25 protein-coding genes and 1 pseudogene are annotated in these 25622 nt (G+C 68.1%); 18 read left to right on the forward strand and 8 right to left on the reverse strand.

Annotated features, from left to right (window positions below; genetic code table 11):
• Window positions 1-603: 603 nt before the first annotated feature.
• Window positions 604-762: a hypothetical protein gene (locus ACWESM_RS13780; protein WP_355076589.1), complete on the forward strand. Its 159-nt coding sequence runs from the start codon at window positions 604-606 to the stop codon at window positions 760-762.
• 467 nt (window positions 763-1229) lie between these two features.
• Here the strand turns inward: ACWESM_RS13780 and ACWESM_RS13785 are convergent, their stop codons facing one another.
• A complete protein-coding gene (locus ACWESM_RS13785) occupies window positions 1230-2705 on the reverse strand; it encodes an MFS transporter (protein WP_355076587.1) in 1476 nt (491 codons plus the stop codon).
• Between the two features lie 113 nt (window positions 2706-2818).
• Between ACWESM_RS13785 and ACWESM_RS13790 the strand changes: the two genes are divergently transcribed.
• Window positions 2819-3475: an EthD domain-containing protein gene (locus ACWESM_RS13790; protein ID WP_355076585.1), complete on the forward strand. Its 657-nt coding sequence runs from the start codon at window positions 2819-2821 to the stop codon at window positions 3473-3475.
• A gap of 5 nt (window positions 3476-3480) precedes the next feature.
• Here the strand turns inward: ACWESM_RS13790 and ACWESM_RS13795 are convergent, their stop codons facing one another.
• Window positions 3481-4356 carry a LysR family transcriptional regulator gene (locus ACWESM_RS13795; RefSeq protein WP_397281284.1) on the reverse strand — a complete coding sequence of 292 codons (876 nt, stop codon included), beginning with the start codon at window positions 4354-4356 and terminating at the stop codon, window positions 3481-3483.
• Window positions 4357-4427: 71 nt separating this feature from the next.
• Here ACWESM_RS13795 and dapA point away from each other — a divergent pair, with 71 nt between their 5' ends.
• Entirely contained in the window at window positions 4428-5363 is a 936-nt protein-coding gene (gene dapA, locus ACWESM_RS13800) for a 4-hydroxy-tetrahydrodipicolinate synthase (protein WP_355076582.1), read from the forward strand.
• Window positions 5360-6898: a DHA2 family efflux MFS transporter permease subunit gene (locus ACWESM_RS13805; RefSeq protein ID WP_355076580.1), complete on the forward strand. Its 1539-nt coding sequence runs from the start codon at window positions 5360-5362 to the stop codon at window positions 6896-6898. Before dapA ends, ACWESM_RS13805 begins: the two co-directional genes overlap by 4 nt.
• Before the next feature lie 75 nt (window positions 6899-6973).
• On the opposite strand, the gene ACWESM_RS13810 is transcribed toward ACWESM_RS13805, so the two are convergent.
• Window positions 6974-7792, reverse strand: a complete 819-nt coding sequence (locus ACWESM_RS13810; RefSeq protein WP_364435680.1) for an alpha/beta fold hydrolase — start codon at window positions 7790-7792, stop codon at window positions 6974-6976.
• Between the two features lie 19 nt (window positions 7793-7811).
• Window positions 7812-8366, reverse strand: coding sequence for a TetR/AcrR family transcriptional regulator (locus tag ACWESM_RS13815; protein WP_364435677.1), 555 nt, complete (start codon window positions 8364-8366; stop codon window positions 7812-7814).
• A gap of 85 nt (window positions 8367-8451) precedes the next feature.
• On the opposite strand from ACWESM_RS13815, the gene ACWESM_RS13820 reads away from it, so the two are divergent.
• Window positions 8452-9168, forward strand: a complete 717-nt coding sequence (locus tag ACWESM_RS13820) for an SDR family NAD(P)-dependent oxidoreductase (RefSeq protein ID WP_355076575.1) — start codon at window positions 8452-8454, stop codon at window positions 9166-9168.
• Window positions 9169-9177: 9 nt separating this feature from the next.
• Here ACWESM_RS13820 and ACWESM_RS13825 read toward each other — a convergent pair whose 3' ends face one another.
• Complete coding sequence (locus ACWESM_RS13825) at window positions 9178-9609, reverse strand: type II toxin-antitoxin system Rv0910 family toxin (protein WP_067809684.1); 432 nt, start codon at window positions 9607-9609, stop codon at window positions 9178-9180.
• A 630-nt stretch (window positions 9610-10239) separates the two neighbouring features.
• Here ACWESM_RS13825 and ACWESM_RS13830 point away from each other — a divergent pair.
• From ACWESM_RS13830 to ACWESM_RS13870, 9 genes are all read left to right on the forward strand, one after another.
• Window positions 10240-11610: an ATP-binding protein gene (locus ACWESM_RS13830; protein WP_364435667.1), complete on the forward strand. Its 1371-nt coding sequence runs from the start codon at window positions 10240-10242 to the stop codon at window positions 11608-11610.
• Entirely contained in the window at window positions 11610-12035 is a 426-nt protein-coding gene (locus ACWESM_RS13835; protein ID WP_355076570.1) for a roadblock/LC7 domain-containing protein, read from the forward strand. The genes ACWESM_RS13830 and ACWESM_RS13835 overlap by 1 nt, the downstream gene beginning before the upstream one ends.
• A 73-nt stretch (window positions 12036-12108) precedes the next feature.
• Window positions 12109-12459, forward strand: a complete 351-nt coding sequence (locus ACWESM_RS13840; protein ID WP_039805398.1) for a DUF742 domain-containing protein — start codon at window positions 12109-12111, stop codon at window positions 12457-12459.
• Window positions 12434-13039 carry a GTP-binding protein gene (locus ACWESM_RS13845; protein ID WP_355076568.1) on the forward strand — a complete coding sequence of 202 codons (606 nt, stop codon included), beginning with the start codon at window positions 12434-12436 and terminating at the stop codon, window positions 13037-13039. The genes ACWESM_RS13840 and ACWESM_RS13845 overlap by 26 nt, the downstream gene beginning before the upstream one ends.
• Window positions 13036-14307 (forward strand): cytochrome P450, encoded by a 1272-nt coding sequence (locus ACWESM_RS13850; RefSeq protein WP_356965394.1) that lies wholly within the window; start codon window positions 13036-13038, stop codon window positions 14305-14307. Before ACWESM_RS13845 ends, ACWESM_RS13850 begins: the two co-directional genes overlap by 4 nt.
• A gap of 13 nt (window positions 14308-14320) precedes the next feature.
• Window positions 14321-15550: a cytochrome P450 family protein gene (locus ACWESM_RS13855; RefSeq protein ID WP_364435660.1), complete on the forward strand. Its 1230-nt coding sequence runs from the start codon at window positions 14321-14323 to the stop codon at window positions 15548-15550.
• Between the two features lie 298 nt (window positions 15551-15848).
• Window positions 15849-17141, forward strand: a complete 1293-nt coding sequence (locus ACWESM_RS13860) for a cytochrome P450 (protein WP_452491988.1) — start codon at window positions 15849-15851, stop codon at window positions 17139-17141.
• Window positions 17142-17437: 296 nt separating this feature from the next.
• On the forward strand, window positions 17438-18607 hold the full coding sequence (locus ACWESM_RS13865) for a cytochrome P450 (RefSeq protein ID WP_364435654.1): 1170 nt from the start codon (window positions 17438-17440) through the stop codon (window positions 18605-18607).
• Window positions 18608-18617: 10 nt separating this feature from the next.
• Complete coding sequence (locus ACWESM_RS13870) at window positions 18618-19844, forward strand: cytochrome P450 family protein (RefSeq protein ID WP_364435651.1); 1227 nt, start codon at window positions 18618-18620, stop codon at window positions 19842-19844.
• Window positions 19845-19883: 39 nt separating this feature from the next.
• Here ACWESM_RS13870 and ACWESM_RS13875 read toward each other — a convergent pair whose 3' ends face one another.
• Window positions 19884-20831, reverse strand: coding sequence for a hypothetical protein (locus ACWESM_RS13875; RefSeq protein WP_364435648.1), 948 nt, complete (start codon window positions 20829-20831; stop codon window positions 19884-19886).
• 60 nt (window positions 20832-20891) lie between these two features.
• Between ACWESM_RS13875 and ACWESM_RS13880 the strand changes: the two genes are divergently transcribed.
• Window positions 20892-22220 carry an MFS transporter gene (locus ACWESM_RS13880; protein WP_364435645.1) on the forward strand — a complete coding sequence of 443 codons (1329 nt, stop codon included), beginning with the start codon at window positions 20892-20894 and terminating at the stop codon, window positions 22218-22220.
• A 360-nt stretch (window positions 22221-22580) separates the two neighbouring features.
• Window positions 22581-23081: a flavin reductase family protein gene (locus ACWESM_RS13885; RefSeq protein ID WP_355076557.1), complete on the forward strand. Its 501-nt coding sequence runs from the start codon at window positions 22581-22583 to the stop codon at window positions 23079-23081.
• Window positions 23082-23113: 32 nt separating this feature from the next.
• On the opposite strand, the gene ACWESM_RS13890 is transcribed toward ACWESM_RS13885, so the two are convergent.
• Together ACWESM_RS13890 and ACWESM_RS13895 are read right to left on the reverse strand one after the other, a co-directional pair.
• Entirely contained in the window at window positions 23114-23977 is an 864-nt protein-coding gene (locus tag ACWESM_RS13890; RefSeq protein WP_364435640.1) for a TIGR03619 family F420-dependent LLM class oxidoreductase, read from the reverse strand.
• The gene (locus ACWESM_RS13895) at window positions 23974-24348 is read right to left on the reverse strand and encodes a MerR family transcriptional regulator (protein WP_355076553.1); all 375 of its coding nucleotides are present in this window, start codon (window positions 24346-24348) and stop codon (window positions 23974-23976) included. The genes ACWESM_RS13890 and ACWESM_RS13895 overlap by 4 nt, the downstream gene beginning before the upstream one ends.
• A 263-nt stretch (window positions 24349-24611) precedes the next feature.
• On the opposite strand from ACWESM_RS13895, the pseudogene ACWESM_RS13900 reads away from it, so the two are divergent.
• Together ACWESM_RS13900 and ACWESM_RS13905 are read left to right on the forward strand one after the other, a co-directional pair.
• Window positions 24612-24785: pseudogene (locus tag ACWESM_RS13900) on the forward strand (acyl-CoA dehydrogenase family protein); the annotation flags it as partial.
• Window positions 24762-25613 carry an acyl-CoA dehydrogenase gene (locus ACWESM_RS13905; RefSeq protein WP_452492183.1) on the forward strand — a complete coding sequence of 284 codons (852 nt, stop codon included), beginning with the start codon at window positions 24762-24764 and terminating at the stop codon, window positions 25611-25613. The pseudogene ACWESM_RS13900 and the gene ACWESM_RS13905, both read left to right, overlap by 24 nt.
• Window positions 25614-25622 lie beyond the last annotated feature (9 nt).

Raw genomic sequence — 25622 nt, forward strand, 5'->3', positions numbered from 1 at the left:
GGGTACCCGGGCGTGTCGAGCCGAATCAGCGAACGCAGGTGCTCGGGCGCGGCGCCTTCGTGTGGGAGCGCGCTGCCACACGAGTTGTAGCCGAGGAATTTACGAAGCTTCCGGCTTCGCGGTCGGGTGTGACGATGCGGGGAGAGCTCCGCGGCTCCGACCGGAGCAACCGCCGCCGCTACCGCGCCGCGTTCCGGAGTCGCGTACGCGCGGCCGAGGCCGATCACTGTCAGCGCGACTGCCGTGGATGAAGGCGACGAGTTGGCCGCGTGTGTTTCACCACCCGGTGCTTTTTCGGTTTCGTGTAAGAAACCCGGTCGAACCCGCTATTTCCACTGTTCAGCGCCGAAAAATGTAAACAAGCGACCGCTTGGTGTCCAGATCGTAAACCGAAAAGAGCGGTTTGTTTCACGTCGGCTGTGGTAAATGTGGGGTGTATCGGATCGACAGCGCGGTCATCCGATAAAAGGGGCGAGGAACCCGCGCTGCTCGACGTTCAGCCGATTCGAAGCGCTCTGTCGCGAAACTACCGGCGCGCACGGACACGAGGGCTCTCCGCAAGTATGTGTACGGCTACGTGCACCAGCGCAGAGGAACGTCATCGTGATCGAGAAACCCGAAGCGCCCGTCGCGGACGACGAAGAACGAGATCGGATCGTATGGCCCGACCCGAGCCCGCTGAGCAGTTGGTGGGCCGAAGTCATGGCGCATCGCCGGATCACCCGGCCACACGCCTCGGCCGCCGACCCGCGGCACAACTGACGAGCCGCGGGCTCGTCGGTTTCGCCGCGACGCGCAGAAGGCCGGCCGCCACGGGCCGGCCCTCGGCGCGCAATTGCGGGCAGTGAGTTGTTCTATGACTTCCGCCCGAATGTGTGCAAGTGTTTTCCGCGACATAGCCGAAAGCGCCGCGCGCACAGGGCGATGAGGAATGTCGTTCGTGGCGTGAACAGTGGGCCGGGAGCGAGTTCACCGAAAACCCCGCGCGTTTACATGGCATTCACATTTCGCGGAGTTCGAAATCGAGGACTCGCTCCGAGTTCGGCTCGACTTGCGAGGATGTAGCGACTCGTCCCATCCATGACCGCCCCGCGAATTCCGGGGCAGGTCCGACCTGCCTTCTGTGTGGTCGTCACGCCGTTTCCGCCGCCGCGCCGGTGGCGTTTGCGGCGAAGTGCCGTAATGGGTTTGCGGCGGGGCCATCGCGAGCGACGATCCACGGTGTCGTCCTATCCGCTGGGCGGCGGCTGGCCGGCCTCGACGCGCGCCCGCTCGGGCGTCGCGCTGAGCGGCTCGGCCAAATCCTCCAGCGACCGCCCTTCCGCACGCACCCCATACGCCAGTTCCACCAGACCGGCCGCGAACATGGCGAGCGCGCCGATGGTGAACGCCAGGGCCGTCTTCCCCGGCTCGCCGTTCGCGGTCAGCCCGGCGAACACCAACGGTCCCGCGACGCCGCCCGCGACGGTACCGATCGCGTAGAAGAAGGCGATGGCCATGGCGCGGGTCTCCATCGGGAAGATCTCGCTGACGGTCAGATACGCCGCGCTGGCGCCGCACGACGCGACGAACAGCACCGCGGTCCAGCAGGCGGTGAGCGTGGTCGCGTTCAGATGGCCCGCCGCGAAAAGCCATGCCGTGCCAAGCAGCAGCACGGCCGAGCCGAGGTAGCTGCCCGCGATCATGGGCTTGCGCCCGATCGTGTCGAAGAACTTGCCCAGCAGCAACGGACCGAGGAAGTTGCCGAAGCAGAGGACCGCGAAGTAATAGCCGACCCGGTCGTCCGGAATGCCGAACGATCTGGACAGGATGAGCGCGTAGTTGAACGTGACGGCGTTGTAGAGGAACGCCTGACCGATGAACAGCGACAACCCGAGCACGCTGCGCCGCGGATAGTGCCGCACCATCACAGCCGCGATCTCCCGGAAGGAGATGCTGCGCCGCTGCCGAATCCGGATCCGGTGATCGGAGACGTCGGCGAGCGAGGCGCCCGTGTCGTCCCGGACGCGCGCCTCGATCGCGGTGACCGAGCGTTCCGCGTCGTCTTCGTGACCGTGGATGAACTGCCAGCGCGGACTTTCCGGCACATGTCTGCGCACCAGCAGGATGATCAGGCCGAACACGGCGCCGAGCGCGAAGGTCAAGCGCCAGCCCACATTCGGCGGGAACAGATTCGTGTTCAATGCGACGATGGACAGCAACGCGCCGCCGACCGCGCCGAGCCAATAGGTGCCGTTGATGACGATGTCGATGCGTCCGCGGTACTGCTTGGGGATCAGCTCGTCGATCGCGGAGTTGATCGCCGCGTATTCGCCGCCGATGCCGAAGCCGGTGAGGAAGCGGAACAAGACGAACCACCACATCGAGAACGACAAGGCCGTCATGGCGGTCGCGAAGAGGTAGATCGCGAGCGTGATCAGGAACAGCTTCTTGCGGCCGAACCTGTCGGTCAGCCAACCGAAGAAGAGAGCGCCCGAGCCCGCGCCCGCAACGTACATCGCCGCCGCGACGCCGGAGACCTGTGCGGCCGTGATGGTCAGGCCGCTGCCCGGTTCCGAAAGCCGCGCGGCCACGCTGCCGACGACGGTCACTTCGAGCCCGTCGAGGATCCAGACGGACCCGAGCCCGATCACGATCATCCAATGCCACCGAGACCAGGGCAGGCGATCCAGCCTGGCCGGTATGTCGGTCGATATGGTTCGCACGGATCACCACCTTCGCAAGCCTGAGGGTCGGATACCCCGAGCCCGAGCGGCCAACCGCGCGGGTGGGTTAGGCTCGAACACGAGTGAAACGTGTTCTAGAAAGTGGCCTGTCGATGAAGACCATCTTTGCGCTGTGGGGCGTCGGTGACCTGCTCGCGGCGGACTTCGCGCCGCTCCTGACCGGGGCCGCCGCGGTGCAGGCGAACATCTCCGACGCGGCGGTCGAGACGGCGATGCTGCGCATCACGTCATTCGACGAACCGGTGCGAGCCGTCGTCAGCGTCTGGTGGGCGGACGCGCCGCAGGCGGAGGCGGCCGCGCGGGTGCTGAGCACCGTGGCCGAGCGGGTGGAAGGCTGGCATGTCGAGGAGGTGACGCCGATTCCCCCGCCGGTCACCGCGGTGCTCGAGCGTGCGCCGGGCCTGTCGAACTTCGCCTTCTTGCGTAAACCGGACGACCTGTCGCATGCCGAGTGGCTGGATCGCTGGCGCAACCAGCACACCGCCGTCGCCATCGAGACCCAGGCGACCTTCGGCTACGTGCAGAACGTCGTGACCGGGCCCGCGACGGCCGGTGCGCCGGACATCGCCGGGATCGTGGAGGAGCTGTTCCCGCTCGCGGCGCTCACCGATCCGCACGCCTTCTACGGCAGCGGCGGTGACGGAGCGGAGCTGGCGCGCCGCATCGATCGGCTGATGGCCAGCGTCGCGACCTTCGGCGGTGACCGGAACTTGGATGTCGTGCCCACCAGCCGATATCGGCTGCGCTGAGCGGTTCAGCGGCCGGAGCGTCCCGCCGATTCGCGCAGCGCGACGCGTGCGGCGCGTACGGCGGGATGGTCGCCCGTGCCGCGCCGGTAGGCGAGGTGCGTGCGCCGTCGCATCGGCAGCGCGCCGAGGATGACGCCCGGCGGGCAATCCCGCGTACCGAATTCCGGGACCAGCGCGACACCCTGACCCGCGGCCACGAGCGCGAGGACCGTGCCGAAGTCGTCGGCGTGATGCCGGATCCTGGGCGTGAAGCCCGCCGCCTCGCAGGCACGCATCGTCATGGTGTGGCACATTGTGCCGGGAGTGCTTGCGATCCAAGCGCTTTCGCGATGATCGGCGAGCGGTTCGGCGGTGCGCGCGGCGAGATGGACGATCTCCTCGAACAACGGCTCGCTGTGCAACGCGGGATCGGCGGGGACCGGAGCGTAGTCGTACTCCTGGATCAGCGCGACGTCCAGCGTCTCGGCGCGCAGCGCGTCGGGCGCCAGCGCCGGGTCCAATTCGGTCACACGCAATTCCAGCCGGGGATGCGCGCTGCTCAGCGCGACGAGCGCGGGGGAAAGGATGGTCCGCACCGCGGTCGGAAACGCGCCGATGCGCAAGGTTCCGGTGAGTTCGGTGCGGATCGTGGCCAGTTCGGCGGTGGCCTGCTCGAGCACCGCGAGAATCCGCTCGGTGTGCCCGACGAGCGCCACGGCCGCCGGGGTCAGCGTCACTCGCCTGCCCGTCCGCGTCAACAGTGGCACGCCCGCTTCCCGTTCCAGTGCGGCGAGTTGCTGGGAGACCGCCGAAGGGGTGTAAGCGAGGGCCTCCGCGACCGCCGCGATGGTCTCGCGGTGCGACAGTTCCCGCAGTAGGCGGAGTTTGCGGACGTCGAGCATAAGTTCAGCTTATGGTCTGCGACAGAAACGTGAACTGGATCTGATGAATTCCAGCGGCGAGGCTGATCGTCATGACGCTCGCAGGTCTTTTCGTTCCTCTGGTCACCCCGTTCACGGCCGACGGCGCACTCGCCGCGGACGCGCTGGAGCGGCTCGCCCGCCAAGTCCTCGACGACGGCGCGACCGGCCTGGTCGCGCTCGGCACGACCGGGGAGCCCGCGACTCTGACCGCCGCCGAGCGGGCGGAAGTGATCGCCGTCTGCGCGCGCGTGTGCCGGGAACGCGACGCGCCGTTGATCGTCGGCGCCGGATCGAACTCGACGGCGGCCTCCGTCGAAGCCCTCGCCGGTCTGGATCCGCGCACCACCGCGGCGCTCACCGTGGTCCCGTATTACACGCGCCCTTCCGAGGCGGGCGTGCTCGCGCATTTCCGCGAACTCGCGGCGGCCTCTCCCGTGCCGCTGATCATCTACCACATCCCCTACCGCACCGGACTTTCCCTGGGAACCGCGACACTCCTCGCGCTGGCCGACCTGCCCAACGTCATCGGCCTGAAGCATGCCGTCGGCGCCGTCGACGACGCCACCGTCACGCTGATGGCCGCCCGGCCCGCCGACTTCGCCGTACTGGCCGGCGACGACCTGTTCGCCGCGCCGCTGCTGGCCCTCGGCGCGTCCGGCGCGATCGCGGCCTCGGCCGCCGTGCACACTTCGTCGTTCGCGGCGATGGTCGCCGCGTGGCGCTCCGGTCCGGTCGATGTGGCGCGGACGCTCGGTCACCGGCTCGCGGTATTGTCGGCCGCGTTGTTCGCCGAACCCAACCCCGCGGTGATCAAAGCGGTGCTCGCGGCGCAAGGCCGCATACCGAGCCCTGCGGTACGGTTGCCTCTGCTGCCCGCGAGCGAGGCGGCGACTCGGGCCGCCTTGGTCGCACTGGCGGAATTTCCGGCAACGGGAACCCGTAATGACTGGTATTGCGGCCGTGAAGGTGCCACGCTTAAGCGGTGACACAACCTCCGGATACCCAGGCGGCTGGGCCCGACCCGGCCACCGACAAACTCGACGCGGCCGTCTTCAAGGTCGCCGGCGTCGTGGTGCTCGGCGCGATCATGTCGATTCTCGACATCACCGTCGTCAGCGTCGCGATCCCGACCTTCCAGCGCGAGTTCGACACGAGCTACGCCATCGCGGCGTGGACGATGACCGGGTACACGCTGGCGCTGGCCACCGTGATCCCGCTGACCGGATGGGCGGCCGACCGCTTCGGCACCAAGCGGCTGTACATCATGGCGCTGACCTTCTTCGTGCTCGGCTCACTGCTGTGCAGCACGGCGTGGAACATCGAATCGCTGATCGCGTTCCGCGTGATCCAGGGCCTCGGCGGCGGCATGCTGATGCCGCTCGGCATGACGATCATGACCCATGCGGCCGGTCCGCAGCGGGTCGGCCGGGTGATGGCGGTGCTCGGTGTGCCGATGCTGCTCGGCCCGATCGGCGGCCCGATCCTGGGTGGCTGGCTGATCGAGAACTTCAGCTGGCACTGGATCTTCCTGATCAACCTGCCGATCGGCGTGATCGCCTTGACGCTGGCGTTCATCGTGCTGCCCAGCGACAAGCCGGAGCCGTCCGAGTCGTTCGACTTCATCGGCATGCTGCTGGCCTCGCCCGGCCTTGCGCTGTTCCTGTTCGGCGTCTCCTCCATCCCGGAGCAGGGGACGGTGCTCGCGGCGCGGGTGCTGATCCCGGCCGCCATCGGCGCGGTGCTGATGGTCGCGTTCGTGTTCCACGCGCTGCGCACCGAGCACCCGCTGATCGATCTGCACCTGTTCCGCAACCGCGCGCTCACCTTCGCGGTGCTCACGATGGTGCTGTTCGCCATCGCGTTCTTCGGAGCGGGTCTGCTGCTGCCGACCTATTTGCAACAGGTGCGCGGTGAGTCGGCGCTGCAAGCCGGTCTGCTGATCGCGCCGCAGGGCATCGGCGCGATGCTCAGCATGCCGATCGCGGGCCGTTTCGTGGACAAGATCGGCCCGGGCAAGATCGTGCTGGTCGGCATCACGCTGATCTCGATCGGGACGGCCTACTTCGTCCAGCTCGACGCGGACAGCTCGTATCTCCCCATGATCGGCGCGCTGTTCGTGATGGGCCTCGGCATGGGCTGCACCATGATGCCGATCATGACCGCGGCGATCCAGACCCTCACCCACCAGCAGGTGGCGCGCGGGTCGACGCTGATGAACATCGTCAACCAGACCGCGGGCTCCATCGGCACGGCGACGATGTCGGTGGTGCTGACCAACCTGCTGAACAACCAGCCGCTGGCGCGCCCGGCGATCGCGGCCAACTTCGATCCCAGCTTGGCGAGCCAGCTTCCGCCGGGCGCCGTCGAAACCGGTCTGCAGCAGGCCGCGGAAGCGTTCAGCCACACCTATGTGGTGGCGCTGGTGCTGATCGTGCTCACCTTGATCCCGGCGTCCTTCCTGCCGCGGACCAAGCCGAAGAACCCGCAGGGGGCCGACGCGGCGACAGTGGTGCACGCCTAGCGGTACTCGTCCCGGGGTCGCCTGCCGATCCCGGGACCTACCGCCGTAGGGGCCGGGCGGATGCCGCCGCGGCCCCTATTTCTTGCCGTGGGCAAGGCCTGCGGTGGGCCGCCGCCGCGCCTCGCGGAGGAACGCCAGGACGGCCGGGCTCGCCACCGAGCGGAATTCGTCGAAATACGCGTGCCGTGCGCCCTCGATCAGATGTAGTCGCGCGTCGGGGATGCGCTCGACCAGCAGGGGAGCGTTCGCGGCGGGATTGAAGCGGTCCTCGGTGCCGTGCACCACGAGGGTGGGAACCCGTATGTCCGGCAAAACATCCCACGCATCGTGCTTGTTGCTCGCGTACAGATGCCTGCGCTTCGCGTAAACCGGCATGGCCGGGTCGCCGAGCGTGTTGTACGGGCCGGACGTGCTCGCCAGCCAGGCCGGGGTGTACATCAGTTCCAGTAGAGCCTGTCGCGCGGCGGCCGGGTCACGCTGCGCGAGCGACCTCCTGACCTCGGGACCGCGTTCGAATGCGTGCTTGCCGCCGGGGGAAGTGCAACCGAGCACCAGGGAGTGCACCCGGTCCGGATGGCGCGCGGCCAGCCACTGGGCCACCCGCCCGCCCATGGACGTGCCGTAGACGGCGGCCTGCCGCACGCCCAGGTCGTCGAGTACCGCGACCACGTCGTCGGCGAATCCCCGCGTGCTGTACACCTCGTCGGGCTTGTCGCTGTCGCCGGTGCCGCGCCAGTCGAGTGTGATGGTGCGGTGCCCGGTCTCGAAGTCCGCGCGGATGCCGTCCCACCAGTGGTGGGTGTTGGCCTGACCGGCGAGCAGGACCAGCGCGCTGCCCGTGCCCGCCACTTGATAGGCGAGGCGAACTCCGTCGGCCGCCGTTGCGTAGGGCACCTCTACGAAATCCTTTCGTTCAGCGATCGCCGCGAAGCCCGTCGAAGACGATCTCCAGGCCGCGCCGCCACGACGGCGAGCCGGTGGTCTCGCCGAGCAGCGACAGCGCCCACACCAAGTTGACGACATCCTCGTCGGTCGCGTCGGCGCGCAGCGCGCCGGCATCCCGGACGCGCGCGAGCACCGCCGACAGGTGCGACATCCCGCGATGACAGGCCTCCGCCAGTTGAGCCGCCGCAGGATGATCCCCGGTGAACGCCTCGAGCAGTCCGCGATCGGCGGTGAGCCTGTTGAGCAGGTCTTCCACGAATCCGGTGAACGCCGTCCACGCGTCCGGTTCGGCCGCCGCACGGGCGGCGATCTCGTCCACCGCCGCCAGCCGGGGCGGCAGAAGGGCATCGATCAGGGTGTCGCGGGTGGGGAAGTGGTTGTACAGCGTCCCGATACTGACGCGGGCGCGCCGCGCGATCTCCTCCAGCGAGCCGTCGAGGCCCTGCTCGGTGAGCACTTCGGCCGCTGCCCGCAGCAGATTGTCGCGATTGCGAGCGGCGTCCCGGCGCAGCGGTTTGGTCACGCGATCATCCTACAGAACCTGAGGCCCACCTCAGATTCTGTGCTACGGTGATAAATCGAGGGGGGCCTCAAATTAAGGAGAACGCATGGCGGATCAGGGAACAGCAGTGATCGTCGGTGTCGGCCCCGGCCTCGGGATGTCGATGGCCCGGCGCTTCGGACGGGAAGGGTTCCGCGTCGCGCTGATCTCGCGCAGCGATGCACGGCACGCCGGGTACCTCGCGGACCTGGCGGAGCGTGGTGTACACGCCACCGCTCACGTCGCGGACGTCACCGACCGGTCGCGGCTCGGCGTGGTGCTCGGCGACATCCACAAGGAGGGACCGATCGGAATGGTCTATTACGGACCCGGTTCCACGCAGCAGCCCGTGCCGATCACCGACATCGACGCGGCCACGGCGCGATCGGCGTTCGAGTGGGTGTGGCCCGCGGTCGACGTGGTGAGCGACGTGTTGCCGGGCATGCTCGATCGCGGGAAAGGCGCATTACTTTTCGCCGGCGGGCTCTCCAGCGTCCGCCCCATGCCCATGCTCGGCCACCTCGCCCTCGCCGCGGCGGCACTGCGCAACTACGCGCTCACCTTGAACGCGGCATTGGCCGAGCGCGGTCTCTATGCGGGCACGCTGACCATCGGCGGACTCGTCGAGCGCGGGGACATCCACGCGATGGTCACCGCCGACCCGGCGCGCTTCGGCAGCGCGGACGGCCACACTCTCGATCCGGACGACTTGGCCGATACCGCGTGGGGCATGTATCGCACCCGCGACCGCGCCGAAACGATCTTCGACGCCATCGGCGTATGACGGCGGAGGTCAGCCGTACAGGGCGATGAAGCGGTCCAGGGAACGTTCGATATCGCCCTTGACGGCGCGGGCCACACCGGATCCGATGGGGCCGAACAGCGGCGCGCCGCCGAGTTCGATGTCGACGGTGACCTCCGAACCGGAGCCCTTCGGGGCGACGAGCAGCTGCAACCCCAGTTTGGTGCCGCCTTTGCCCGCGCCGGTCAGTTGCAGGCGGCGCGGCGGCTCGGCGGCCCGCACGGTCCAGGTGACCCGGTTGCGCAGGCCCTTGACCGAGGCGATGCCGACCAGTTGGGTGCCGACGGTCAATTCGGCGGGAACCTCGCCGCGCCACGCTTCGTGCATGGTCAGCCATTTGTCGAGTTCGGCGAGGTTGGAGGTGTGCGTCCAGGCCTCCTCGGGCGAGATCGGAACGTCGACCGAGACCTTCAGCTTTGCCATGGGCGCATGGTATCCGGCTCCGGCGGTCCGGTCGGTGCGAGGCACGGCCGGTCCGGGCGGACTCCCCGCACAGCGGTGGACGCTACTTCGCGGAATCGAATTCGAGCACCCGCCAATACATTCGTTGATGCGTCAGCGAACGGCCATTCCGCCTGTTCGGCTCGGCCGCCGTGGGCGTTCGCGGCATCCGCGCCGCCACCCGCGCTTCCGGTGCTGGTCCGACGCGCGGGCCCATACGCAGGACAAATGGTCCACGGGTTGCACGGCAGCCCAACATTATTGCGCAGCAATGTCGCGATCCGCGGCACCTATCGTCCCAGTTCCGGGAATCCGGAAAGTGTCTGTGGGATCGGCAGAGAGTTCGTTGGAATGCTGCTAATGTGCGAATGGTCGGGTTCTGGTTACCGTTCGGACACGATCCGGGCGGTCGGCGATTGACATGTAATCGCCTGTCCTGCGGGCACTGTGCGGTAGGCGCTCTCGGTGAGCGCCGGTGCCGTCGCGGGATTTCCGGTACTCCGACGCGGACCCCACCGACCGGTCCGTTCATGGTCGGCAGGCGAGGGAAGGCGAGCGAAGCAGGATGGCAGTGGGCCGATTCCTCGAGACCAGTCAACGACGAAAGAACTGATGAATCAAGATATCGCCGTGGTGCTTTCATGGATCCTCGCCGTCGCTTTGGTGATCGCCGTAGCGGGGGCGTTGTACGCAGTACAGTATGCCAGGGCTCAGCGGGCCAAGCTCGAGGCTCTGGCCAGGGAACAGCGCGCGACGGAGGACACGCTCGAGCGGTTCGCCGCCACTACGCTACCCGCGGTGGCCGAGTCGATCCGCCGGTTCGAGTCCCAGGTGCCCCCGGTCGAAGTCCAGGCGGGCATGGAGAATTCGCGGCTCGCGCAGATCCTGCGGTGGATCTCCGAGCGGTATGCCGACGATCTGAGCCTGATGCGCTCGGAGACCAGGGAGCTGACCAACAACGAAGGACAGCAGGCGATCAAGGCGGCCGAGGAGGCCGCGCGCAACGAGGTCGCCTCCGCATCGCGCCAGGCGACCAGCGCCGCGGTCCGCTCGTTCGGCACCTCCGTGGTCAGCCTCGGCGCTGACGTCAGCCAGGTGGTGAGCGCCGCGCTGCGTGAGCATCGCGACGATCAGGTGTACGAAACCCTCACCCGCATCGACCACACGGTGCAGCAGATGATCCGCCAGGCGCAGTCCTACGTGATCGTCTGCGGTGGTCTGCCCGGCCGCCGCTGGCCCGCGCAGACGCTGACCGACGTGGTCGGCGGCGCCATCGGCCGTGTCCGGGAATACCTGCGGGTGCGGCCCAACCAGCTCGACCGTGTCGTGATCAGCCGCGCGGTGGAACCGCTCGTGCACACACTGGCGACCTTGCTGGACAACGCGTTGCGGTACTCGCCGCCGACTTCCTACGTGGACGTCAACTTCCAGGAGGGTCACCACGGCGTCACCGTCATCATCGATGACGCGGGCGTGCGGATGAACGCCGAGCAGATGGAGGAGGCCCGCCAGGTGCTCGCGCACGAGCGGCCCGTCGACATCCACCAGCTCGGTCCGTCGCCGAAGGTCGGCTTCCCGGGCATCGCCGCGCTGGCCCGCCGTTACGGCTTCACCGTCTACATCGACGGCCCGAACGTCTACGGCGGCATGCGCGCGATGGTCTACATCCCGGAGTCGCTGCTGGTCACCCCGCAGAACGTCCAGGAGGTCGCGCCCGTGACCGAGGCAAAACCGGAGCCGGTCACGGTTCCCGCGCAGGACGCGCCGAGCGAACAGCCCGGCGAGAACGAGCCGTCGCTGTCGGTGAGCGAGATCACCAGCGGCGGGCTACCCAAGCGGCGACGCAGGACGGTCGCACTCGCCCCGGTCGGGCCGCGCACCGAACCCGGCCTCGCTCGCCCCGAGGTCGCCGCAGCTTGGCATACCGGCTCCAAGAGCGGCCGCGCCGCCGCATCTGATGACACGGAAGGGATGACATCCTGATGGCCACACCCGTGACCGACAGCAGCAACAAACTGGGCTGGCTACTCGAAGATCTCAGCATCACGGGTGTGCGGTTCTCGGTGTTGCTGTCCGACGACGGCCTGCGGATCGCGCACTCCACGGGGATCGCCCGCGACGAGGCGGAACGCTTCGCCGCCGCGGCCTCCGGCCTGCGTTCGCTCGGTAAGGCGCTCGGCGAATTCTGCGGTGACGCCACGAACGGCGTGCGGCAGAACATCACCGAGTACGACCAGGGGATGATCCTCATCACCGCGGCAGGCGAGGGCGCGCTACTCGGCGTCGCGACCACCAACGACATCGACGTGGGCCTCGTCGCCCACCGGATGAACGAGCTGGCAGGCCGGGTCGGACGCGAGCTCGGCAGCCAGCCGCGCAGGCGCGTTGACGGCAGCGAAATGCCATGATCGAGCGCAGCGAGCGAGTCAGAGGTACTGCGCCGCTGGGCAGCACGGAGCCGAGCGAGAGCGAGGTGCCGTCATGAGCAAGCCGCGGCGCGATCCGGACCTGGTCCGGGCTTATGTGCGCACCGGAGGGCGTACGCGCCCCACTCGCGAGCTGGACCTGGTTACTTTGGTCCTGACCGCCAAAGATCCACTCCCCGGCGCGTCGCCCGATGCGCGCCGGGTCATGGCCCTGTGCAGCCGTCGGGGTGCGCTGTCGATCGCGGAGATCGCTGCGTACCTCGACCTTCCGCCGTCCGTCGTGAAGATCGTCGCGTCCGATCTCATGGACGGCGGGCACCTGGTCACCCCCACCCCGGCCGAGTCCCTGCCGGAGATCGCTCTGCTGGAGGAGGTACTCAATGGGCTCCGTGCTCTCGCCGTCTGATCGCACCGTCGATTACGTGCCGGAGACCGTGACCCGCTCGGTGAAACTGCTGGTGGCCGGCAACTTCGGTGTCGGCAAGACCACGTTCGTGAGCAGCGTCTCGGAGATCAAACCGCTGCGCACCGAGGAGACCATCACCGAAGCCAGTGTCGGCGTCGACGATATGGCGGGGCTGCCCGGCAAGTCGCAGACCACGGTCGCGATGGACTTCGGCCGCATCACGCTCAGTCCGAAACTGGCGCTCTACCTGTTCGGCACTCCGGGGCAGCAGCGTTTCGTCCCCTTGTGGGAGGAGCTGGCCCGCGGTGCGCTCGGCGCGCTCGTGCTGGTGGACACCCGCCGCATCGAGAAGTCCGACGAGGTCCTCTCGGTGCTGGAGGAGCGCGGCGTCCCGTATTCGGTCGCCGTCAACCAGTTCGAAGGCGCCCGGCCCTACCCGCTCGACGAGGTGCGCGATGCCCTCGACCTGGAACCCGGGACTCCCCTGACGTCACTGGACGCCCGGGACCGAGGCACGTGCCTGCGTTCGCTGATCACGCTAGTCGAATTCTTGTTCCACCGTTTGGAGTCTCGCATTTGACCACGTCCCAGTCCTCGACCCACCCCGGGCACCTATCCAGCGGCGCCTGCCCGGTCGCACACGGATCGCCGATCGACACCGACGGTCCCAGAATTCCGCTCTATGCTGAGGGATTCGCGGCCGACCCCCACGGGATCTACCGGGAAATGCGCAGGCGCCACGGTTCGTTGGTCCCGATCGAACTGTCGCCAGGGGTGCCCGCCACGCTGGTGATCGGCTATCAGGAAGCCGTGCGGATCCTCAACGATCCCGAGCACTTCCCCGCCGATCCGCGCATCTGGCAGAAGAACATCCCCGAGGACTCGCCCATCCGTCCGATGATGGAGTGGTACCCGAACGCGCTGCGCAACAGCGGCGCGGCGCATGCCCGCTACCGGGGTGCCTACGTCGCGAGCATCGACGCCATCGACCTGCACGAGGTGCACTCGATGGTAGAGCGCATCGCGATTCCGCTGATCAATACCTTCTGCCAGGCGGGGTCCGCCGATCTGGTGACCCAGTACGCGTTCCCGCTCGTCTTCGAAGTGCTCAACCGGATCGTCGGCTGTTCGACGGAACTGGGGCAGCGGGTCGCCACCGGCATGGCGATGCTCTTCGACACCGTCGAGGCGGCCAAGGGCATGCAGATGCTCTCCGAGGCGCTGATGGAGCTGATCCACCAGCGCCGCGCGGAGCCGGGCGACGACGTCACGTCCCGGTTGGCGCATCACCCGGCCCGCCTGAACGACGAGGAGATGCTGTCGAACCTGATCAGCCTCTACGGCGCCGGGATCGAGCCGCAGCAGAACCTGATCACCAACACCCTGCTGCTGATGCTCACCGACGACCGTTTCGGTGGCGACATGCTCGGCGGCGCGCTGTCGACGCGTGACGCGCTGGACGAGGTGTTGTTCAACGACCCCCCCATGGCGAACTTCTGTATCACCTATCCGCGCCAGCCCATCCTGATCGACAACGTCTGGTTGCCCGCGCACCAGCCGGTGCTGATCAGCCTGGCGGGGTGCAACAACGATCCGGCGATCCGCGGCGGCGACCGCACCGGTAATCGCTCGCATCTGGCGTGGGCGGTCGGCCCGCACGCCTGCCCCGCGAAGTCCGTCGCGTCCGTGGTCGTGCAAGAAGCCATCGACCAGCTGCTCGACGCACTCCCCGAAATGCAGCTGGCCGTGCCCGCGGACGAAGTGGTCTGGCGGCCCGGCCCATTCCACCGGGCGTTGGCGGCCCTGCCGGTCGTCTTCCCCAAGTCCCCTCCGTTGAACATGGTGTAAGGAGAAGCGTCCGATGTCGCAAGAGCCGATAGTCTTGGATCTGACCGGTTCCGATATCCAAGGCGAAGCGGCGCGGCTGCGCGAGCGTGGGCCGGTGGCCCTGGTGGAACTGCCCGGCGGGGTGCCGGCGTGGTCGATCACCGATGCCGTCGTGCTCAAGAGTCTTCTGGCCGACCCGCGCGTCTCGAAGGACCCCAGGCAGCACTGGGCCGCGTTCATGAACGGCGAGATCACCGAGGAGTGGCCGCTGCACCCGTGGGTGGCGGTCGACAACATGTTCACCGCCTACGGCGCCGAGCATCGGCGGCTGCGCAAGTTGGTCGCCCCCGCGTTCACGCACCGTCGTACGGTGGCGCTTCGACCGCGCATCGAAGCGATCACCGCCGAGTTGCTCGACGAGTTGGCCGCGACCCCGCGCGGCACGGCCGTGGATCTGCGTGAGGGTTACGCGTATCCGGTGCCGATCCAGGTCATCACCGAGCTGATGGGTGTGCCCGAGCATCTGGGCCCAGGCGTGCGGAAATGTGTCGACGGATTCTTCGACACCTCGTTCGGTCCGGAGGAGGCCCAGGCCAACTACCTGGAGATGTACCGGCTCGTCAGCGAACTGGTGGCGTACCGGCGGGAGGCGCCCGGCGACGACATCACGAGCGTCCTGATCGCCAGCCGGGACGAGGAGGACGGCTCACAGCTGACCGAGAAGGAACTCGTCGACACCCTGATGCTGGTCATCAACGCCGGGCACGAGACGACGGTGAACCTGCTGGATCAGGCCATCTTCGCGTTGCTCACCCGTGCGGACCAGCGCGCCGACGTGGTGGCGGGGCGGATCCCTTGGTCGGATGTGGTGGAGGAGTCGCTGCGCTACGAGGCGCCGGTCGCGCACCTGCCGCTGCGCTACGCCGTCGAGGACATCGATATCGCCGACGTCCGTATTCCCAAGGGGGAGGCGATCCTGGCCTCCTACGTGGCGGCCAACCGCGATCCGAAGGTGCACGGTCCGAACGCCGACCAGTTCGACCTGCGGCGCTCGGTCAAGGATCATGTGGCCTTCGGTTACGGGGCGCATCATTGCCTGGGCGCGCCGCTGGCCCGGATGGAAGCCGAGATCGCCCTTCCGGCCATCTTCCGCCGCTTCCCGGACATGCGCCTCGCGGTCGATCCGTCCGAGCTGGGCACCGTGCTCAGCTTCATCTCCAACGGTCATTCCGAACTGCCGGTGTTCTTGGAGGCGACGGAGTAGGTCGGCCGGGAAGAACATCTCGATCACACCCGGCATGGGCGCTCAGCTGTCCCGCGCCGGGACTCGACAGCCCGCGTGTCCCTCGGGGATACGCGGGCGGAGGTGTTCCACCGTCGGCGTACGCGCTTGGGAACACGCACGATCGCACCGTTTCGGCACACGAGATATGCTCTGCTGCAGCGGAATTCGACGTAGTGTCGAATTCGCAACGCTCGCATGGCAATTCGCTTCCCGGGCTCCGGGGCGCTTGTCGTGTGCCCACCCTGCTCGTCGAACGTTCCGACTTTGGAGTCACGTTTTGACCCACCCACAGTCCTCGACATCGTCCTTCTCCACCGGCTGCCCGGTCCCGCACGGTTCACCGGTCGGCTCCGACGGACCCCGGGTCGCTCTGTACTCGGACGATTTCGCGGCGGATCCACACCGTGTCTATCGAGAAGCGCGCGCGAGATACGGTTCGCTGGTGCCGGTGGAACTGTCGCCCGGCGTGCCCGCGACGCTGGTGATCGGATATCACACCGCGGTGCGCATCCTGAACGATCCCGACCACTTTCCCGCCGATTCGCGGACCTGGCAGCAGACCGTGCCCAGTGACTGTCCGGTCCTGCCGCTGCTCGAGTGGCGTCCGGCCGCGATCCGCAACTCCGGCCTGGAGCACGCCCGGTACCGGCAGGCCACGGTGGCGGGCATCGATGAGATCGACCAGTTCGCGCTGCACAACACGGTGGAGCAGATCGCCGTCCCACTGATCAACACATTCTGCGGCGACGGCTCCGCCGATCTGATCTCGCAATACGCGTTCCCGCTCGCGTTCGCGGTGATCAACGCGATGCTCGGCTGCCCGCCGGAAATCGGGCAGCGGGCGGCGATGGGACTGGCCGCCATGTTCGAGGGCGTGGACGCCGAGCAGGGCAATGCGATGTTCAACGAGGCGATGTCGGACCTGGTGGCGCTCAAGCGAGCCCATTCAGGCGACGACATCGTTTCCCGGATACTGCGGCACCCTGTCGATTTCGACGACGAGGAGATGGTCCAGCAGGTGCTGATGCTGTACGGCGCGGGGATCGAGCCGCAGCAGAATCTGATCGTCAACACCCTGCGCCTGATGCTCACCGACCAGCGTTTCGCGGGCGGCATCCTCGGCGGCAGCCTGTCGACCAGGGACGCGCTGGACGAGGTGTTGTTCACCGACCCGCCGCTGTCGAACTACTGCGTCACCTTCCCGCGACAGCCGATGCTGATCGACGGCGTCTGGCTACCCGCGCACCAGCCGGTGGTCATCAGCATGGCCGGATGCAACAACGACCCCGCGATCAACACGGGCGCCTACACCGACAATCGCGCTCATCTCGCCTGGAGCGTCGGGCCGCACACCTGTCCGGCCCGGTCGGTGGCCTATCTGATCGCCCAGGACGCCATCGATCAGCTGCTCGACGCGCTGCCCGAGATGCGGTTGGGTGTTCCTGCCGAGCAGCTGACCTGGCGACCGGGTCCGTTCCATCGATCGCTGACCGCCCTGCCGGTCCTCTTCCCGGAATCACCGCCCCTGCCCGTCTATGTCCCGCAGCCGGAGGGGAGCGCGGCGCAGTAGCCGTGCTCCGTCCGGCAAGCCGCCGTCGCCGCGTTCCCGTCCAGAAGGAGGTTGCCGCTCAGAGGTCGTCGTGCACACAGCTGATGAGGGTGTGCGCCGGCCTGTCACCGATCCCCACGCATCACGCCGACCTTCGCCGTCGCGGCGCGCACGCGCCCGGTCGATCGCGTTCGTCGCATGTTCGTTCCTCTGGAGTTTCGTCTTTGACCACGCCACACTTCCCGCCGTCCACTTCCGCGAATGGGTGCCCCGTCTCGCACGGATCGCCGATCGACACCAGCGGCCCTCGTTACCCGTTGTATTCGCAGGAATACGCGGAAGATCCGCACAACGCATACCGCGAAATGCGCCGCCAGTTCGGTTCGCTCGTCCCGATCGAGCTGTCGCCGGGCGTGCCCGCCACCCTTGTGATCGGCTACCACACCGCGCTGCGCATCCTCAACGATCCCGACCATTTCCCGGCCGATCCGCGGATCTGGCAGAAGGACATTCCGGGCGAGTGCCCGGTCCTGCCGATGCTGGAGTGGCGGCCGAACGCGCTGCGCAGTGCGGGCCTCGAGCATCTGCGCTACCGCCAGGCGAACGTCGCCAGCATCGCCGGGGTGGACCTGCACGCGCTGCACGGAACCGTCGAGCAGATCGCCATCCCGCTGATCAACGCCTTCTGTGAGGACGGCGCGGCGGATCTCATCAGCCAATACGCGTTCCCGCTCAGCTTCGCGGTGCTCAATGCCATGCTCGGCTGTCCGGCGGACATCGGCCAGCAGGTCGCGACCGGTATGGCCGCCATCTTCGAAGGCGTCAACGCGGACAAGGGCAACGCGATGCTCACCGACGCGCTGTTCGAACTCGTGCAGATGAAGCGCAAGGACTCCGGCGACGACATCACGTCCAGGCTGTTGCAGCATGAGGCCGGGCTGGACGACGTCGAGATGATCCACCAGCTGGTCACGCTCTACGGCGCGGGCATCGAGCCGATGCAGAACCTCATCGTCAATACCCTGCTGCTGATGCTCACCGACGAACGTTTCGCGGGAGACTTTCTCGGCGGCAGCCTCTCGACGCGCGACGCCCTCGACGAGGTGCTGTTCAACGACCCGCCGATGGCGAACTACTGCGTCAGCTTCCCGCGCCAGCCGATCCTCATCGATGATGTCTGGCTACCCGCGCACCAGCCGGTGCTGATCAGCATGGCCGGATGCAACAACGACCCGGCGATCGGCGTCGGGCAGCGAACCGACAGCCGTGCCCATCTGGCGTGGAGCGTGGGCCCGCACGCCTGTCCCGCCCGGTCGGCCGCGTACCTGGTGGTGCAGGACGCGATCGATCAGATCCTCGACGCCTTGCCCGAGATGCGGTTGGGCCTGCAGCCCGGTCAGTTGAGCTGGCGGCCGGGACCGTTCCACCGTGCGCTGGTGTCCCTGCCGGTCGTCTTTCCGAAATCCCCTCCACTGACCGTCTTCTAAGGAGTCATCGATGGACACACAACCCCTGGTCCTCGACCCGCTGGGTGCCGACATTCAGGGTGAGTCCGCCCGTATTCGTGCGCGCGGGCCGGTGACCCCGGTCGAATTGCCGGGCGGCGTGCGAGCGTGGTCGGTCACCGACGCCGACGTGCTCAAGCGGTTGCTGGCCGATCCCCGGGTGTCGAAGGACGGCAAGCAGCACTGGCCCGCGTTGATCAACGGCGAGATACCCCAGGACTGGCCGTTGTTGCCGTGGGTCGCGGTGAACAACATGTTCACCGCGTACGGTGCCGACCACCGCAGGCTGCGCAAACTCGTCGCGCCCGCCTTCACGCACCGCCGCACCCAAGCGATGCGCCCGATGGTCGAGCAGATCACGACGGACCTGCTCGGCGCGCTCGCCGCGACGCCGGCGGGCGAAGCGGTCGATCTCAGGGAAGGTTTCGCCTACCCGCTGCCGATCCAGGTCATCAGCGCGCTGATGGGCGTTCCGGAATACCTGAACGCCGGTCTGCGCACATGCGTCGACGGCATCTTCGATACGTCGCTCGGGCCCGAGGAGTCCCAGGCGAACTACATGGAGATGTACCGGATCCTGGGTGAGCTCGTCGCCTATCGGCGGGAGACACCCGGTGACGACATGACCAGCCTGCTGATCTCGCACCGGGACGAGGAGGACGGCTCGCAGCTGACCGAGCAGGAGTTGATCGACACGTTGTTGCTTGTCATCAGCGCGGGGCACGAGACCACGGTCAACCTGCTCGATCAGGCCGTCTTCGCGCTGCTGACCCACCCGGACCAGCGTGCCGAGGTGACCGAGGGGCGTGCGGCCTGGTCCGATCTGATCGAGGAGGCGCTGCGGTACGAGGCGCCGGTGGCGCACCTGCCGCTGCGCTTCGCCGCCGACGACATCGAGATCGACGGCCTGCGCATCGCCAAGGGCGAACCGATTCTCGCCTCCTACGCCGGGGCCAATCGCGATCCGAAACTGCACGGCCCCACCGCGAGCGAGTTCGACGTGCGGCGAGCGAGCAAGGAACATCTGGCATTCGGCTACGGGGCCCATCACTGCTTGGGCGCACCCCTGGCGCGGCTGGAAGCCGAGGTCGCCCTGCCCGCGCTCTTCCAGCGCTTCCCGAACCTGCGCCTGGCGGCCGATCCCGCCGAACTCGGGAGCGTGTCCAGTTTCATCTCCAACGGGCACGCCAGGCTGCCGGTGTACCTGGCGGCGGACTAGGGGCTGGCCCGCGCCTCCGGTCGCTGCCGGGGGCGCGGTTCAGCGCAATGCTTCGACCAGGCCGGACTTGCGTGCCTTCGCGAGTCCGCGCCGGGCGAGAAAACCGTTGCCCAGCAACAAAATCGTCTTGTTCGGCGGCGCTTTGAACCCGGACGCGGTGTGCGGCGCGTACACCGCCTCGGTGCCGGAAACCTCGAGCCAGCCGGTGTTCTGCCGCGATTCCAAGCCGATCAACTGGGACCGATACTCGTGGGCCAGCAGCCCGGCGCGGCGTCCGCCTTGCGGCAGGCCCGCCGGGACGGTCAACCGCACACCGTCGGCGCTCGACCCCGTCACCTGCACCGGGACGACCGCCGGGTAGCCGTCGGCCTGCCGGTAGCCGAGCAGCCGGTGCGGCAGCTTCGTCGCCTGGGCCGCGGTCCGGGCGACGTCCACCCGGGGGCCCGTCCCCTTCGCCGGAGGCTGCTGTGTCGCTGGTTCGACAGAAGGCGCTGCGGCACCGAGGATCTCGGGCGTGCCCGCCGCGTCGAGGTCCGGCCATACGACGATGCGGTCGACGGTCACGGTCACGACCACTCGATCGGCGTAGTAGGCGCGCAGCCACCGGTCCCAGAACACACCGCGCCGCGGTGCGCCCAGGTAGGGCGTGGCCTGGGCGCCGAGGCGGTCCAGCGCCTCCTGGTCGGGCGTCGGGTCGAACGCCGCGGTGCCCTGCACCAGCACGAATCGCGAGTTTTCCCGGCTTCCGATGCCGTGCTCGCGCGCGTGATATGCCAGCGCCACTTTGGGTTCCCGCTTCATTCGCTCCAGCTTGCGTCCGAACCCGAGTGAAGTCGTGAACCCCACCGTGCCCGCGGCCCGGTCGCGCAGCCCGATCGGCGACACCGCCGACACCACCGCGCCGCCCGCGGGCGTCACATACGCTGCGGCGCAGGTCAGATCGCCGCCGAGAACGTCGTCCACCTCGTCCGGCCAGGTAACCGCCATGGGACGGATTTTACTGCGCCGCCCTTGACGACGCGGCCGTCCGGAGCCGAGAGTGCGCAGATGGTTTCCACCGCCGAGGCGGCAGACACGACGCTGCGCAAGGTCACGATTCGCCTGCTGCCCTTTCTCGGGCTGCTGTACTTCGTCAACTATCTGGACCGGGTGAACATCGGGTTCGCCGGGCCGAGCGGCATGAAGACCGAGCTCGGGCTCACCGAGACCGCGTTCGGATTCGCCTCCGGCATCTTCTTCGTCGGATACCTGCTGCTGGAGGTGCCGAGCAACCTGGCGCTGCACCGGTTCGGCGCCCGGCGCTGGATCGCCCGGATCATGGCCACCTGGGGGCTGGTGGCCACGGCGATGGCCTTCGTACCCGACGCCACCGTGCTGTATCTCCTGCGGTTCCTGCTGGGTGTGGTGGAGGCGGGCTTCTTTCCCGGCATCCTGCTCTATCTGACCTATTGGTACCCGCAGGCGCAACGGGCGCGGATCGTCGCGTTGTTCATGACCGCGGTGCCCATGTCCACCGCGTTGGGCGCGACGGTGTCCAGCTTGATCATTCGATACGGCGACGGCGTCTTCGGGCTCAGCGGTTGGCGTTTCATGTTCTTGGTCGAGGGGTTGCCCGCCGTCGCGCTGGCGGTGGCGACCTGGTTCTATCTGACCGACCGTCCCGAGCAGGCGGGCTGGCTGGCCTCCGCCGAACGTGAATGGCTGATTCGCGAACTCGCCGCGGAGCAGGCCACGTTGCGGCGCGCGGAGCACTGGACGGTGCGTCGTGCTCTGACCCATCCGCGGGTGCTCGGCCTCGCCTTCGTCTACGGCGGCATCGTCTACGGCCTGTATGCGCTGGGATTCTTCCTGCCGACGATCATCGACGGCTTCCAGCAGCAATACGGAACGCACTATTCGGTGGTGCAGCGCGGACTGATCAATGCGGTGCCCTACCTCGTCGGGGCCGTGGTGATGGTGTGGTGGGGCAGGCACGGCGACCGGACCGGTGAGCGGGCTCGGCACGTCGCCCTGCCCGCGCTGCTGGGCGGTCTCGCCATCCCGGTGGCGCTGTATCTCGGCGATCCGTTCGCCGCGATGATCGCGGTCACGGTGTGCGCGGTGGGCGTGCTCGCGGCGCTGCCGACGTTCTGGGCCCTGCCCGGCACCTTCCTGTCCGGCGCGGCGGCGGCGGGCGGCATCGCGTTGATCAACTCGGTCGGCAACGTCAGCGGTTTCGTCGCGCCGTACGTCACCGGTGGGCTGAAGGACGTGACCGGCAGCCAGCGCGCCGGGCTCTGGGTGGTGGGATTGTGCATGATCGCCGCCGCGGCGGGCGTCATGACGCTGCGGCGGCGAACCGGCGACGCTGCCGTCGACCGGAACGCGGATCTGTGATCCTCGGCCTGCCCATGGCCTCGCTCGCCGCCGAGTCCGTGGCACGATCCGTGCCGCCGAACCGCGGCCGCCGAGGTGAGGGCCAGGCCGTATGCAGAGATGCGCTCGCAATGTGGCGACCGCCACCATGCGTTTTCAGTGTCGGCCCGGAAGTCGTTGTGGTGGACTATCATCCACGGCAATGTAGATCGGAAAGGGCTGATCTACCGGGCCGTCGTACGGGCGTCTCACCCTTGCCGACGTCGGCGTCTCAGACGACTTGCCGCCGCGGTTGTAGGGTGAGCGCTGCTCGTTCCGGCATGTTTGCGCGACGGTCGCGCGGGCATCCGGGGAAGACGCCGCATCACGCTGGGAGGACCGATGGCTACCGAAGACCGGACCGCAGTGTTCGACGCGGTGGTCGCGGCGGCGGACTATCCCGTGCTGCTGGTCACCGTGCAGGCGGACGGCCGGCGCGCCGGTTGTCTCGTCGGCTTCGCGACGCAGGTCAGCATCGAGCCGCGCCGGTTCCTGATCGGCCTGTCCAAGAAGAACTACACCTATCGGGTCGCGCAGCACGCCGACCGGCTCGCGGTGCATTTGCTCGGCAGCGAACAAGTTTCCCTCGCACGGCTTTTCGGCGGTGAGACCGGCGACGACATCGACAAGTTCGTGCACTGCGACTGGCGCCCGGGTCCGGGCGGCATCCCGGTGCTCAGCACGGTGCCCAGCTGGTTCGTCGCTCGTATCCGCGACCGCTACGACCTCGGTGATCACGTCGGGATGCTGCTGGAACCCGAGGACGGCGCCGTGCTGCGGCCCACCGCGGAGACGCTGCATTACCACTCGGTAGCGGATCTGGTTGCGGGCCATACCGTCTGAGTTGGTTCGGGACCGCCGCCCGGGCGCGAAAGCTATTTCAGTGCGTTCGCAAGTTCGAATCGTTCGGCGAAGGCGGACAACTCGTCTCTGGCTTGCTCAGGGTCCCCTGTGCTCGCGCTCACCACGATGCGCGTGACACCCTGTTCGGCCAGTCCCTCGACCCGCTCGACCGGCATGTCGATAGATCCCCAGCGCGTGTACTCGAACGCGCCGGGATCCCGGCCCGCCGCAGCGGCCGCGGTATGGGCGATCTCCAGCTGGGCGGCGCGTTCGGTGGGCCCGAGCACCCCGCCCGGGAAGTAACCGTCGCCGCGGGAACCGGCGCGCCGTGCCGCGGCGCGGCTCGATCCACCGACATGGATCGGCAGGTCGCCGCCGAGGGGTTTCGGATAACTGCACAGGTTCTCGAACCGGAAGAACTCGCCTTCGAAGCTCACCCCGTCCGCGCCACCGGACCACAGCAATCGCAGCACATCGATGGCCTCGTCGGCGCGGCGGCCTCGGGAGGCGAAATCGACGCCGACGGCCTGTGCCTCCCCGGGCAGGGTTCCCACCCCCACGGTGAGCAGGCGCATCCGTCCCTTGGACAGCACGTCGATCGTCGCGAGGCGTTTGGCCAGCACCACCGGATGGTGGTAGGGCAATAGCAGCACCGCGGTGCCGAGCAGGATCCGCTCGGTCGCTGCGGCCACGAAGCTCAGCGCGTCGAGGGGGTCGGCGAACGGCACCGACGGCGTGATCTCCATCGGTCCGACCGCGGCGCCCGGGTACAGCGCGACGTGCTCGGGCAGGTAGATCGCTTCGAATCCGCAGCGCTCGGCGTGCTGGGCGTAGGCGATCAACCGGTCCGGGTCGACGCCGAAGAAGGGAGTGCTGTAGCTGACCGCGAACCTCACCGCGGCTCCTCGATCCGGTCGAACTCGCAGGCCGCCGCGAGCCGCTCGTGCAGCTGACCCCGTACTCGCTCCAGCCGCGCCAGGTACGAATCGACCTCGGACAGCTTGCGCCGCAAGGTGGACACCGAGTCCGGGCAGACGTCTCCGGAGCCATTGCCCGCCCGCAGGCAGGCGACGAACGGACGGATGTCGTCGAGATCGAAGCCCGCGCCCAGCAGTTCGCGGATCTGCGCCACGATCAGCACCTCCGCGTCGTCGTACGAGCGGTAACCGTTGGCGGCGCGGTGCGGCCGCACCAAACCGTGCTCCTCGTAGTAACGCAAGGCGCGCGTGCTGGTGCCCGCCCGCTCCGCCAGTTCGCCGATGCGCATCCGTCCTCCTTGTCTCCGCTACCGCCACGCTAAACCTTCTCGTCGACGTCAAGGCAAGTCGGCGCGGGCTGCGTACCCTCGGGGGAGATCAGCCGGCGAGCTCCGCTCGCCGATTCCCCTCGACCAGAGAGCATTTCGTGACGAATGCGCATTTCATCGTTCCGGTCCGCGACGGCGAGCGGGAATTGCTCGACCGGGTCGCCGACTTGGCGACCGGATTCGCGGCCGTGGCGGCCGACTAAAACGAGCGCGCCGAGCTCGCCGTCGAGCATCTGGACGCGTTGCACGAGGCCGGCGCGGATGACGCGGTGCTGCCCGAATCGTCCGGTGGCGCGGGCCTGAGCTACCTTGGCCTCGGTCGTCTCGTCAGAATCCTGGCTCGAGCCGATCCGTCCACCGCGACGATCTGGACCATGCACGCGGGGGCGGGCGTCGCCCTCGCGGAATTCACCGGCGAGAGTTCGGGATCGTTCTTCGCCGACGAGCTGCGGGCGGGTAAGCGCTTCGCGAACGCGTTGTCCGAACCGGCGAGCGGAAACCGCTTCCTCCAGCCGCAGCACGTCGCCGAGCCGACCGCGGGCGGGTGGTTGCTGAGCGGGGCGAAGCGGTTCGTCTCCGGCAGCGAGATCGCCGATTATCTGCTGGTCAACGCGCTCGTGGCGGGGGAACCCGCTTTCTTCGGCGTGGTCCCCGACGAAACGGTATCGATCGTCCCGATCTGGGACACTCTCGGCCTGCGCGCCACCCGCAGCCAGCTGCTCGCGTTCGACGACACCGTGCTGCGTGCCGAGTACCGCGGCCGCGCGCCGCGTCCGGGAGATTTCGCGGTGATCCCGGCCGGGCTTCCCGCGATTTCGCTCGGCATCGCCGATGCCGCGCTGGACGCGCTGGTGGAACACGCGCGCACCAGGGAAATTCTCGGCAAGCCCTTGGCGCGCCAGCAGTGGGTGCAGTACGAGGTCGCGGACGCGCAAACCCGGCTCGCCGCCGCGCACGCGCTCTACGAACAGGCATTGTGGCAGGCCGACCATGGGATCGCGCTGTTCTTCGACAACCTGTCCCGAGCCAAGTACCTCGCGAACAAGGTGGCGGTCGACGTGGCGCAGCTCGGCGTTCGGGTCGGCGGCGGCTCGGGGTATCTGAAGCGGTCGCCGATCCAACGTCATCTGCGCGATGCCCAGGCCGGCCAGCTCATGGCGTATTCGACGGAGGTGATCGCCGGGGTGATCGGGCGGGGTGTCCTCGGCGTGCCGGACGAAGCGTGACTCGCGGGC

This window comes from Nocardia sp. NPDC003999 (assembly GCF_053604885.1).